The organism is Pararhizobium sp. O133, assembly GCF_051669845.1.
GTDB lineage: Bacteria > Pseudomonadota > Alphaproteobacteria > Rhizobiales > Rhizobiaceae > Pararhizobium.
This window is the reverse complement of the sequence record NZ_CP196426.1, coordinates 960,997-974,323: the sequence shown is the minus strand read 5'-3', so window position 1 is coordinate 974,323 and position 13,327 is coordinate 960,997. Positions and strand designations below refer to the sequence as shown.

The window sequence follows — 13,327 nt, the reverse complement described above, 5'->3', positions numbered from 1 at the left end:
TGCCTCTCTACCGATTCTTGCATTGTCGGGATTTTCACGGGAAAACCGTGGTATGAGCGTTCCGACAGTCCATCCCTTCGCCTTCGATCCCACCTACGGCCTGCGGCTTGAAGACCTGCTGGCAATCAGGCCGCCGGCTGCGCCGGAGGGTTTTGATGCCTATTGGCAGAAGCGATACCAGCAGGCCCTGACCGTCGATCCGCAGCCGGTGCTGCGCCAGAGCAAGGCGAGCCATCCCGACTGGCATGTGCTCGACATCACCTACATCTCGACCGGCGGTTTCCAGATTTGCGGCTGGCTGCTCCTGCCTCGCAGCGGTGCGGTTCGGCGCGGTCTTGTCGTCGGGCATGGTTACGGTGGTCGCGACCAGCCGGATTTCGAAATCCCTGTCGAGGAAACCGCCATTCTCTTTCCCTGCTTTCGCGGCCTGTCGCTGAGTGCCCGCCCGCCGATCTCGCCGGATCCGCCGGGCCATGTGATCTATGGTATCGACAAGGCGGAGGATTACATCATCGGCGGCTGCGTCGAGGATATCTGGCTCGCCGTCTCGGCCCTCACCGCCCTCTATCCCTGGATCGACGGGCAGATCGGCTATAGCGGCAGCAGCTTCGGCGGCGGTGTCGGCGCGATGGCGATTCCGTTCGACGAGCGGATCGACCGCGGTCATCTGGTGGTTCCATCCTTCGGAAACCGGCCCTTGTGACTCAGCCTGCCCCCCGTCGGCAGCGCCGAGTCTGTCCAGGCCTATCAGAAGACCCATGGCAGCGTGCTGGAGACCTTGCGACTGTTCGATGCGGCGAGTGCGGCCGAGCGCATCCGGGTGCCGATGCTCGTCGCGGCCACCCTCTTTGATCCCGCCGTTGCCCCGCCCTGCCAGTTCTCCGTTGCGAACGCCCTGCCACCATCAAGATTCAATGAAACCTTCATCCTCGACGCCGGGCATTTCGACTATCCCGAGGCTGCGGCGCAGGACGCGATCCTGCGGGAAAAGGTCAGGCGGCTTTTCAAGGCACCATGACGCGCGAATGTCCCTGCGAAGGCAGGGGAGACCTGTTCGACGCAAATGCGAAGACGCGGTCTATTTCTCACACACCCTGACCATTTCCTGCCCGACCGCGCCTGCGCATGGCGGACAATGGCACCGCTCTGCGTCGACGATCCGCCACGGTTTCGGCGATCACACCCTGACGCTGATTTTAACCCATATTGTGTGGAAAACGTCGCCGCGCAGGAGAAAAACGCGGTTTTTAAACAGTTTCGCCCCATCCCCCGCTGTTATTTTAGCTCAGGGAGCATTTTGGACGCGCGAGCGATTAAGCCAGTGGTGGAGATTCTTTACCGATGCCGCAGCAGAAAAGCATGAGGAAACCCGACCGGACCCAGCCGGACGACGAACAACCTTTTCGCCATCAGCTGAGGATGATGCAGAACGCATTCATGACGTCGCCTGTCCGCAACGTGATCATTTGGCTTGCACTCGGCATCGTCTCGGTCATCCTCGTCACCGCCTTCGGCCAGGTTCTGCTCAATCGCTGGTACAAACCCTTCTATGACACGCTGGAGCGCCGCGACTTCCCCGCTTTCCTCCATCAATTGCTGATCTTCGCGCAGATTGCCGGCGGGCTTCTCGTCCTCAACGTCGTGCAAACCTGGCTGAATCAGTGGATCCGCATCAAGCTGCGCGAAGGCCTGACGCTCGACCTCATCACCGAATGGATGCGGCCGGCCCGCGCCTTCCGCCTCGCCAATGCCGGCTCCATCGGCATCAATCCCGACCAGCGCATGCATGAGGATGCGCGGCACCTGGCGAACCTGACAGCGGGCATCTGCTTCGGCCTGTTCCAGTCCGGCATTCTCCTCGCCAGCTTCATCGGCGTTCTCTGGTCGCTGTCGGAAGGCTTCCTGTTCCATATCGCCGGTCGCGATATCAACATTCCCGGCTACATGGTCTGGGCCGCGATCCTCTACGCAGGCACCGCCGCCTGCCTGAGCTGGTTCGTCGGCCGGCCGCTGGTCAAGATCAATGGCGACCACTATGCGCGCGAAGCCGCCCTGCGTTTCTCGCTGATGCGGGTCAGCGAGCATATCGAGGCGATCTCGCTTTCCGCCGACGAGCCGAACGAGAAGCGCCGCCTACAGCGCGACCTGTCTTCCGTTCTCGAAATCAGCAACAAGCTGATGCTGGCGCTGACCCGTCTCACCTGGGTAACTTCCGGCTATGGCTGGATCACCGTCGTCGCACCGATCATCATCGCCGCTCCCGTCTATTTCTCCGGTTCGCTGAGCTTCGGCGGCCTGATGATGGCTGTCGGCGCCTTCAACCAGGTCAACGCCTCGCTGCGCTGGTTCGTCGATAATATCGACACGCTTGCCGACTGGCGGGCGACGCTGTTGCGCGTTGCCGCCTTCCGTTCCGCCATGTTGATGACCGACGAAAGCCACGAGAGCGGCAAGCGTATCGACTTTACCCGAAGCGGCAATGCGCGCATGATCATCGACAGCCTGGAAATCGCGCTTCCGGCCGGATGCATCAAACTCGCCGAGCCTCATGTCGAGATCGCCCCCGGTGACCGCGTGCTCGTCACCAGCACGGCGGGCGTCGAAAAGGCACCGTTCTTCCGCTCCATCGCGGGCTTGTGGCCTTGGGGCCATGGCAGGATCGCATTGCCGAAGGACGAGATGGCATTCATCCCGCGCTCGCCCTATTTCCCGCCCGGCACGCTGGAAGAGGTCATGTCCTATCCGCAAAACCCCGGCAGCTTCCCGAAGGCGGACCTCGCCAAGGTTCTCTCCCGCGTCGGCCTCGCCCGCCTGCAGGGCCTGCTCGACCACGACATGAAGACGAAGCTCAAGCTCAACGAGATCGAGCTGCGGCTTCTCGCCATCGCAAGGCTTGGCCTGCACAAGCCGCGCTGGATCGTCATAGACGAAGCGCTGGATACGCTGGAAAGCGACGCCTACCAACGCGTCCTGAATTTTCTGGAGAAGGAAGTGGGCACCGCCGCGATCGTGAACATCGGCCGGCAGGAACCGGGCAACCGCTTCTTCACCCGCGTCCTGCAGCTGGAGGGCAATCCGACCGGCAAGTCGCTGCGGCTGCTGCGCCCCAAGAGCCTGCGCACCCCAACTCCTCAGCCGGCGGACTGAGCAATTCGATCTTAGACAGAAGGCCAGACGATCATGATGTATCTGGCCTTTTCTATTGGGCTGCAGGGCTATCAGAAGCTTGGCGGCGTGCAGGCGCTGATAACCTCGCAAGGCACCGGCCCGACACAGCGGAACCGGTGCGGTCGCCGGCTTTCGAAATAATAGGCGTCGCCCGGCCCGAGAATACGCCGGTCCTCGTCCACGGTCACTTCGAGCCGGCCTGACAGGACGATGCCACCCTCCTCACCTTCGTGAACAAGCGGTACCTTCCCGGTATCGGCCCCCGGCTGGTAGCATTCCTTGAGGATCTGCAGGCTGCGGCCAAACAGGTTGTCGCCGATCTGCCGGTAGGAAATCGGCCCCTTACCGATCTCGACCAGTTCCTCGGCCGCATAAAAAGCCCTACGCGGCTTCTCCGGCTCGAAGGCGAAGAATTCCGCGAGCCCGATCGGGATGCCGTCGAGAATGCGCTTGAGCGCGCCCACGGACGGATTGGACGCGTTCGACTCGATCAGCGAGATCGTCGAATTCGTCACCCCCGTGCGCTTTGCCAGTTCCCGCTGTGAAAGATTGTGAAGAGTTCGCAGATGACGCAAGCGGCTACCGATATCGACGGACATGGCCATCCCGTTTCTGTTGTTCGGAATACAACAAACACTGTCATCCCGATCTATAGATTTCAATAGCTTATTCGTTAGTAGAAAAGGACTTGTTCGACATCGAAAATTGCAGACATTGACGGCAATCCCAAGGAGAGAGTCATGGATCACATCAGCAAGCGAAACAGCCCGCCCCTCGAAAATTTCTGGATGCCGTTTACGGCCAATCGGCAGTTCAAGGCCGCCCCGCGCATGCTGGCGGGTGCCGAGGGCATGTATTACACCGACGTCGATGGCAACAAGATCCTCGACGGCACGGCTGGCCTCTGGTGCGTGAATGTCGGCCACGGCCGCAAACGCATCACCGAAGCGGTCGAACGGCAGCTGCGAACGCTGGATTTCGCCCCGACCTTCCAGATGGGACATCCGATCGCCTTTGAATTCGCGGCCAAGCTGGCCGAACATTCCCCCGGCGGCCCGGCAGCGCAGCTCGATCGCGTCTTCTTTACAGGTTCAGGCTCTGAATCGGTCGATACCGCGCTGAAGATCGCCATCGCCTATCAGCGATCGATCGGACAGGGTACCCGCACGCGCCTCATCGGCCGCGAAAAGGGCTATCACGGCGTCGGCTTCGGCGGCATTTCAGTCGGTGGTCTCGTCAACAACCGCCGCATCTTCCCGCAGATTCCGGCCGACCATCTGCGCCATACGCTCGATCTCGACCGCAACGCCTTTTCCAAGGGGCTGCCCGAACATGGCGTCGAACTCGCCGAGGACCTGGAGCGTCTGGTGGCGTTGCACGGCGCCGAGACGATCGCAGCCGTGATCGTCGAGCCCATGTCCGGATCCGCCGGCGTCATCCTGCCGCCGAAGGGCTACCTGGAGCGCCTGCGCGCCATCGCCGACAAATACGGCATCCTGCTGATCTTCGACGAGGTCATCACCGGTTTCGGCCGTCTCGGTACGCCATTCGCGACTGATTATTTCGGCGTCATCCCCGATATCATCACCACCGCCAAGGGCCTGACCAATGGTGCGATACCAATGGGCGCGGTCTTTGCCAGCCGCAAGGTGCATGACGGCCTGATGACCGGACCGGACAACCAGATCGAACTGTTCCACGGCTATACCTATTCCGGCCATCCCGTTGCCTGCGCGGCCGGCCTTGCGACCATGGAAATCTACGAGGAAGAAGGCCTGCTGACCCGGGCCGCCGGTCTCGCGGAAACCTGGCAGGACGCGCTTCATTCGCTGAAGGGCCTGCCGCATGTCGCTGATATCCGCAACCTCGGCCTGGTCGGCGCGGTCGAACTTACGCCGCGCGACGGTGCGCCGGGAACCCGCGCCTATGACGTCTTCGTCGATTGCCTCCAGAAGGGCCTGCTGATCCGAGTCACCGGCGACATTATAGCGCTGTCGCCGCCACTGATCATCGAAAAGGAAGAGATTGGCAAGCTTGTTTCCATCCTCGGCGAAGCCCTGAAGCGCGCTGCCTGATACATCGGAACAGGCCCGGGTCAGCTTGCGTCCGGGCCTGTCTTTGCCTGCCTCCGGCCCATCGGAGCCGCGCCGTCGGCATCAGTCATTCACGGGATTTTGTCTTCTCTCCCGCCGAGACATCGGAAATCGAAACCGCGCGGAAATGGTACAATTCCGACATAATTGACTATCGTCGTCAGATACGACGAGAAGGCTCAATATATCGAAATCCGCCTGTTAACCGAGTGCATTGCATCTGTGCAGCAAAAGGACGTTAGCAATGCGCTATTGCGCTGCCTTTGCCGGCGACCGGTAAAAACCGCCTGGAAACAATTCCCTTGTGCTTATCTATTTAGTAGTTTAGCATATATTAATAATTTAATTATTTCAAAAATATGATGACCGATTAAAACAGCAATATTTCCACACATAAGAAAGCTGTGAAAACCAATTCGCGGATTATGTAATACAATTATATAATTGTTTGATTATTATTGTGAATCACAAAATATCCTCTCAGCATAAATCCTGAATACACGAACAGAATATTCCCGCTGTTCCAAACGTTACATCTGCCCATGAGATAGCCTGATACATAATGCTTACGGCACCGGTGCGTCGTCACAGTGACCGAGATACTCATGCATCACACAATCATTCATAGATCAGAGGAGGAATTCACATGACCACGACTCCGAAGCTTTGGCGAGCATTCCAGCAGGCGAACACCACGGATACCGGCACCAACGGAGACGACCAGATCGGTATCAGAATGGTTGCCCTGGCAAACGGCAATTTCATCGCGCTGTGGCAATCGAACACCGATGACGGTGCCGGCTTCACCGGCGGCAATGACGTCATCGGCCAACTCTTTGACGCGGAAGGCAATGCGATCGGCGCCGAATTTCGCGCGAACGATACTTTCAACGCGGATGACGAAGGCAGAATCGACGCAGTAGGGCTTCCTAACGGCAATTTCGCGGTCGTCTTCGAAGACACGGACGCTAACGGCACCTCCATACGCTTCAATATTCGCGGCGCCGACGGCAGCTTTGTTTCGAGTGGAACGATTGCGCTCGATCCGGGCACCGACATCATCGGTGGCCCTAAGATCACTGTGAATACGGATGGCAGCTTCCTCGTCGCCTATCAGCAACGCGACGTCCCCAACAATCAGACCGATACGTTTGCAACGATCGTCGACTCGTCCGGCACGGCAGGTTCGCCCTTCCTTCTGCTGTCAGGAGGCCTCTCTACCGATGTCGGCGTAAACGGCCAACAGGTCGATGTCACGACCCTCACAAACGGCAACTATGTGATTATTGCCCGCCAGATCGCTGGCGATAGCGGCTTCAACATGCGCATCATCAATTCGGCGGGCGCCAACGTGCTTGGCTTTACCGAAGTCTCGAACACGCTTGGTGACGGCGAAAACGACGTCGCTCCGTCCGTGACCGCATTGTCCGGCGGCGGCTTCGTCGTCGTCTGGCAGAATACGGATGCCAGCGACACGGATATCCTGTTCCAGCGCTACAACGCAGCCGGTGCCGCCGTAGGCGGACAGGTGAACGTCGATGATGACAGCGGCACCGACAACGACCGTACACCCGACGTGGTCAGCCTGAGCGACGGCGGCTTCGTCGTCGTCTGGGACAACAATGAAGCTGGCACGATCGCGATGAAGCGGTTTGATGCCAATGGCGTCCTGGTTGGTGTTGAGGAAATTGTCGTCAGCGATGGCGGCGGCGTCACGCATAATACGCCTTCCATTACGCTCACCGACGATGGCCGCCTGCTCGTTGGCTGGACGGCCAATTCCGGTGGCGACAACGATGTCCAGTTCGCGATCTTCGATCCTCGGGAAACGACAATTACCGGTGATGGCACCGGCGAGGTCATTACGGCCTTTGCTGACGGCGGCACCGTCAATGCGGGAACGGGTAATGACACGATCTTCGGCAGTGCCTTCGCCGATACATTGAGAGGCGAAGACGGTGACGACACCATCCATGGCCGCGGCGGCGACGACCTGATCGAAGGCGGCTTTAACGGCGACACGATCTTCGGCGATGATGGCAATGACACGATCTTCGCGATGACGCAGGCCGATCCGGATGGCTCGGGCGTTTCCGACACTATTTCCGGTGGCAACGGCAATGATACGATCACCGGTTCCGTCGCCGGCGACATCATTGATGGCGATGCAGACGACGACCGGATCGACGGCGGCAGCGGCGCAGACGATCTCGATGGCGGTACCGGCTTCGACACGTTCGTCTACAACACCGATGGTGCAGAATCCGGTGAAACGATCGATGGCGGCGCAGATAGCGACAAAGTACTCGCACAATCGGATGTCACGTTCGTCGATGCGACATTTGCCAACATCGAGGAAATCGAATTCGATGCCAGCGTCATCGCCGATCGCTCCGTGACCGTTGCCGCGGCCCAGCTCGGAGCAGGCCTTGCCAGCAATCTGATCGTCGACTTCAATGCCAACAATACCGTCGACAGGTTCCGCGTCGAAATGCTCAACGCCACCAGCGTTGATCTGTCCCAACTGCAAGTCCTGGATTTCGATGCCGCCGGCTCCGAGAATGACCGCATCATCGTCATCGGCAGCACCGGAAACGATAGCATTCGCGGATCTGACGAAAGAGATGAACTGTTCGGCACGGATGGCAACGACCTTCTGGATGGCGGCCTCGGGAACGACGCCATGTCCGGTGGCACGGGCTCCGACCGTGCCACCTATATCCATTCGACAACGGGGCTGACGGTCGATCTGTCGGATTCGGCCCAGAATACCGGTGAAGCCACCGGCGACACCTACAATTCGGTCGAAAACCTGACGGGATCGGACTTCAATGACAAGTTGACCGGTACGACCGGCACCAACAGCATCATTGCCGGGGCCGGCAATGACACCGTTATTGGTCTGGCGGGCAATGACAACCTGTTTGGCCAGGATGGCAACGATGTCCTGAACGGCGGTCTGGGTGCCGATGCTCTCAACGGCGGCGCTGGCAGCGACCGGGTGACCTACGAGACGGCAGCAGCAGCCGTCATCGCCTCCCTGTCGGCCCCCGCCGGCAATACCGGCGAGGCAGCGGGCGATACCTACACGTCGGTCGAGAACCTCACCGGGTCGGCCTTCAACGATACGCTGACGGGCAATACCGGCACCAACAGCATCATCGGCGGAACCGGCAACGACACGGTCATCGGGCTCGCCGGCAATGACAACCTGTTCGGTCAGGATGGCAACGACGTCCTGAACGGCGGAGCCGGCGCCGATGCCCTCAGCGGCGGTGCGGGCAGCGACCGTGCAACCTACGAAACAGCGGCAGCCGCAGTCGTTGCGTCGTTGACGACCCCTGCAAGCAACACTGGCGAAGCGGCAGGCGACACCTATGCTTCGATCGAGAACCTGACCGGGTCCAACTTCAACGATACGCTGACTGGTACCTCCGGCACCAACAGCATCATCGGTGGCACCGGTAACGACAAGATCTTTGGCTTGGCCGGTAGCGACAACCTGTTCGGCCAGGATGGCAACGACACGCTCATCGGTGGAGCCGGCGCTGACAGCCTCTCCGGTGGCAATGGAACGGATACCGCCTCCTACGAGACGGCAGCCGCAGCCGTCATCGCAAGCCTCACCACACCGGCTTCCAACACCGGCGATGCAGCGGGCGACACCTATTCGTCGATCGAGAACCTGACCGGTTCCGCGTTCAACGATACACTGACCGGCAACAGCGCCATCAACGTCATTCTTGGCGGCAACGGCAATGACACCCTGAACGGACGGGCTGGCAACGACACGATGACCGGCGGCGCCGGCAACGATAACTTCCTGTTCGATACCGCGCTGGGTGCCACCAACGTGGATACGATAACTGACTTCAACTTCGTCAATGACACGATCCGCCTGGAAAATGCCATCTTCAACGCCATCCTCGGGACCGGAACCCTGACGGCGGCGCAGTTCGTCGCCAACGCCAGCGGCACGGCCGGCGATGCCAATGACCGCATCATCTACGAAACCGACACCGGAAAAATCTTCTACGATACCAACGGCAACGCCGCCGGTGGTTCGACATTGTTTGCCCAGGTCACAGCTGGCCTCGGCATCACAAATGCCGATTTCGTCATCGTGTAAGTGAAATCTTACATTGAAGCATGAGAGAGACGCCGGGATCTCCGCTCCCGGCGTCTCTGTTTGTAGATGTCTATATTCCGATTCCGGCTGGAAACTGGTGCGATCTTTTCGGGGGCGAGGACATGGAAAAACTCCGTTCTTTCAAAACACTGGCAAGATCATCGATAGGCCTGATCATACCAGGAACGCCAGAACGATCAAAATAACTTAATCTATAAAATTAGTTGACAATGGAAAAATCGGCATGCAGGCTTGGGCATCCTGAGGTGTTTCGGCCGTCCCGGACGGACTGCGGAAACCTCCAGTTTTCAGTGCCGAAAAGGAAAACCGATGACCCTTGCACTCAGAACAGCCGATGTTCCCGCCGCCGCCGTGGTTGCATCCGCAGTGGAAGACCTCACGCTGAAACTCGCCATGCGGCGTATGTCGGGCGGCGTTTCTGTCATCACCGCAGGCCGGGGCAATGACCGCACCGGCGCCACCGTCACTTCGGCGACGGCGCTGTCGGTCGAGCCGCCGACGATGATCGTCAATATCAATCGGACCTCGTCAAGCTACCCAATTATCCGCGCAAACGGCCATTTCTGCGTCAACATCCTCTCTGGCGAACACCAGCACATTGCCGATCGTTTCGCTGGAAAAGGCGGGTTGAAGGGCGTCGAACGCTATGACGGCGCCGAGTGGACCACCCTTGCCAGCGGCGCTCCGGTCCTGCTGGGCGCACTTGCCGCCATCGACTGCGAGGTCGAGGAACTCATCGAGCGCCACAGCCACGGCATCATCATCGGCCGGGTTGTTTCCATCATCGCCGGCGATGGCCACTCGCTGGTCTACAACAATGGCCAGTACGGTCGGTTTCTCGCCCAACTCTGATCGCCAATGGTCAGCGACAGAACCCGTCAGCCGCTGAACGTGCTTCATTGCACCTGAGACCTCGTCAGTGAAACGGCGCTGGTTGGAGCGCCGGCGCTGACCTGGGAGCAGGTTCGTAGCAAGTGGCGACTGGAACAGTAGTATATAAATTCAGTAGAAAATAGATTTGCGCCTGAAGAGATGGGCAGAAGTTTTTTCCCTGATCACCCTGCACAGAACATAATCATCCTTTGCTTATCCTTTGGGCATTTGCGATCTTGAGATCAGAGACGATCCTCCCTCGCCTCTGATCTTATCCTCCTCGGAATTCATAGGACCATCCATGACCAGCATCGTTTCCTCTCTCCTAAAGACGGCCTCGTTCTCGCGCCGTGCCGTGCTCGCAGCCCTGCTCGCCTCGACCTTCGCAACCGGCCTCGCAACGATGCCCGGAAACGCGCTTGCCGAAGATGCCAAGACGATCAAGGTCGGCATCATCAGCGGCGAGGACGAAGACGTCTGGCGCGTCGTCGCCGCCGAGGCCGCCAAGCAGAACCTGACGATCGAGGCGGTCGTCTTCAACGATTACACCCAGCCGAACGAAGCGCTGGAGCGCGGCGAAATCGACGCCAATGCCTTCCAGCATCAGCCTTATCTCGACAACCAGATCAACACGCATGGGTACAAGATCGTTTCCGTCGGCTATACCGCCGTCTGGCCGATCGGCCTCTATTCGAAGAAGTTCGCCAAGCTCGAGGAGATCAAGGACGGCGCGATCGTCGGCGTGCCGAACGATCCGTCGAACGAAGGCCGTGCGTTGCGCGTGCTGCAGAATGAAGGCTTGATCAAGCTGAAGGACGGTACCGGCATCCTGGCGACCATCGCCGATATCGTTGAGAACCCGAAGAACATCGAAATCAAGGAACTCGACGCCGGCGTCGTCGGCCGCGCCATCGACGACCTCGATGCCGCCGTCGTCAACACCGACTGGGCGCTGAAGAGCGGCCTGTCGGCGGAAAATCGCATTGCGCAGGAGCCTGTCGCCGACAATCCGTACCGCAACTTCATCGCCGTGAAGGTCGGCCAGGAAAACGAGCCCTGGGTCAAGACGCTTGTTTCCGCCTACCAGAACGATACGGTGAAGGCCGAATTCGACCGGGTCTACAAGGGCACGGGCATCAGCGCCTACTGATCGAACCAGCATGCAGATCGCGGAGGCGGCCTCGGACTTTTGTCCGGGCCGCCTTTGGCGTTGACCAGATAGTGCCGCGAAAGTGGAAAAGGACGCTCCATGAAACCCCATAGTACCGTGGTTCCCACAACCACGTCGCCACTTGCCAAGGGCAGCCCCGACGTGGTCCGGCTGACGGATGTCCGGCGCAACTTCGGCAAGACCGCAGCGCTCGACGGCGTCTCGCTCTCCGTCAAGAAGGGCGAGATCCTCGGCATTATCGGCCGCAGCGGCGCGGGAAAATCCACGCTCATTCGCTGCCTCAACGGCCTGGAACGGCCTGATTCCGGCTCCGTCGAGATCGAGGGGCGCGATATCACCGGTCTTTCCGAACAGCAGTTGCAGCCGCTGCGGCGCAAGATCGGCATGATTTTCCAGCACTTCAATCTTCTGTCGGCAAAGACAGTCGAGGAAAATATCGCCCTGCCGCTGAAGATCGAAGGCCTGCCGAAGGCGGCCCGCCTGAAGCGCGCGGCAGAACTCTTGGATCTCGTCGGCCTGTCGGACAAGGCCAAGGCCTATCCGTCGTCGCTGTCCGGCGGCCAGAAACAGCGCGTCGGCATTGCCCGTGCGCTCGCCGGCCGACCGGCGCTCCTGCTTTCGGACGAAGCCACATCCGCCCTCGATCCGGAAACGACGCATGCGATCCTTGCCCTCCTGAAGGACATCAACCGCAAGCTCGATCTCACCATCCTGCTGATCACCCATGAGATGGAAGTCGTGCGCACCATCGCCGACCGCGTCGCCGTGATCGATGGCGGACGGATCATCGAGGAGGGGGCCGTCTGGTCTGTCTTTTCCGATCCCCAAAACGACACCACGAAGAGCCTTCTCAATACAATCCGGCCGAGACTGCCCGAGCATATTGCCCAACGCCTGAGCCAGACGCCGAGCGGCGAAGCCGTGCTGAGCGTCGATCTGGCCGGTCCTGAAGCCAACACGCCGTTGTTTGCCGATCTCTCGGCCCATCTGCCCAATTCGTTCCGGCTGATCCATGGTGGTATCGACCATATCCAGGAGCAGCCCGTGGCCCGATTCTTCATCGGCGTGACCGATCCGGCCCGGCTCGATCCCGTCCTGCAATTTCTGAAGGGTCGCTTGGCCCGCGTGGAGGTCCTTGGTTATGACGCCCGTTCTCTTTGATCTCCTCATCCGCTCGATCTGGGAAACCCTGCTGATGACCGGCGCCTCCGGGCTGATCTCACTTCTCGCCGGCCTGCCGCTTGGCCTCGCGCTGATCGCCACGGACCGCGGCGGCATCGCGGAAAATCTCTGGGTCAACCGGCTGCTCGGCGCCATCGTCAACGGTTTCCGCTCGGTGCCGTTCATCATCCTTCTGGTGGCGCTGATCCCGGTGACGCGGCTGATCGTCGGAACGGCGCTCGGCACCTGGGCGGCGATCGTGCCGCTGGCAATCGCAGCGACCCCGTACTATGCCCGCATCGCCGAGGTTTCGCTGCGCGACGTCGATCGCGGCCTCATCGAAGCCGTGCGCGCCATGGGCGGCAACCGCTGGACGATCATCCGCGAGGTTCTCGTCCCGGAAGCCCTTCCCGGCATCGTCGCAGGCTTCACCGTGACGCTGGTGACGCTGATCGGTGCATCGGCGATGGCCGGCGCCATCGGGGCCGGCGGCCTCGGCGATCTCGCCATCCGCTACGGCTATCAGCGTTTCGAGACCAATGTCATGATCGCCGTCGTCATCGTGCTGATCATCATGGTCTGCGGCATCCAGTGGCTGGGCGACCGCCTCGTCGCCCGCCTCGATCACCGCGCCTGATCCACTGCCACGACGCGCAACAGCCCCGGCGGACCTGCTCGGTCTACCGGGGCTGTTCAATCCAAATGCGCACG

Annotated in this window: 8 protein-coding genes and 1 pseudogene; 8 read left to right on the top strand and 1 reads right to left on the bottom strand. The window is 60.2% G+C overall.

What is annotated here, in order from left to right; genetic code table 11:
* The first annotated feature begins 52 nt into the window (after window positions 1–52).
* Window positions 53–1,018: pseudogene (locus ACST81_RS04490) on the top strand (acetylxylan esterase).
* Between the two features lie 323 nt (window positions 1,019–1,341).
* Window positions 1,342–3,147 carry an ABC transporter ATP-binding protein/permease gene (locus ACST81_RS04485; RefSeq protein ID WP_438751642.1) on the top strand — a complete coding sequence of 602 codons (1,806 nt, stop codon included), beginning with the start codon at window positions 1,342–1,344 and terminating at the stop codon, window positions 3,145–3,147.
* Window positions 3,148–3,218: 71 nt separating this feature from the next.
* Here the strand turns inward: ACST81_RS04485 and ACST81_RS04480 are convergent, their stop codons facing one another.
* Entirely contained in the window at window positions 3,219–3,767 is a 549-nt protein-coding gene (locus ACST81_RS04480; protein WP_438751641.1) for a cupin domain-containing protein, read from the bottom strand.
* Between the two features lie 141 nt (window positions 3,768–3,908).
* Here ACST81_RS04480 and ACST81_RS04475 point away from each other — a divergent pair, with 141 nt between their 5' ends.
* The 6 genes from ACST81_RS04475 (at window position 3,909) to ACST81_RS04450 (ending at window position 13,253) form a co-directional block, all read left to right on the top strand.
* Complete coding sequence (locus tag ACST81_RS04475) at window positions 3,909–5,243, top strand: aspartate aminotransferase family protein (protein WP_438751639.1); 1,335 nt, start codon at window positions 3,909–3,911, stop codon at window positions 5,241–5,243.
* A 664-nt stretch (window positions 5,244–5,907) separates the two neighbouring features.
* Window positions 5,908–9,390, top strand: coding sequence for a beta strand repeat-containing protein (locus ACST81_RS04470; protein WP_438751638.1), 3,483 nt, complete (start codon window positions 5,908–5,910; stop codon window positions 9,388–9,390).
* 330 nt (window positions 9,391–9,720) lie between these two features.
* Entirely contained in the window at window positions 9,721–10,263 is a 543-nt protein-coding gene (locus tag ACST81_RS04465) for a flavin reductase family protein (protein WP_438751637.1), read from the top strand.
* A gap of 322 nt (window positions 10,264–10,585) precedes the next feature.
* The gene (locus tag ACST81_RS04460; protein ID WP_438751636.1) at window positions 10,586–11,434 is read left to right on the top strand and encodes a MetQ/NlpA family ABC transporter substrate-binding protein; all 849 of its coding nucleotides are present in this window, start codon (window positions 10,586–10,588) and stop codon (window positions 11,432–11,434) included.
* Between the two features lie 99 nt (window positions 11,435–11,533).
* A complete protein-coding gene (locus tag ACST81_RS04455; protein ID WP_438751635.1) occupies window positions 11,534–12,616 on the top strand; it encodes a methionine ABC transporter ATP-binding protein in 1,083 nt (360 codons plus the stop codon).
* On the top strand, window positions 12,597–13,253 hold the full coding sequence (locus tag ACST81_RS04450; RefSeq protein WP_438751634.1) for a methionine ABC transporter permease: 657 nt from the start codon (window positions 12,597–12,599) through the stop codon (window positions 13,251–13,253). Before ACST81_RS04455 ends, ACST81_RS04450 begins: the two co-directional genes overlap by 20 nt.
* Window positions 13,254–13,327: the final 74 nt, after the last annotated feature.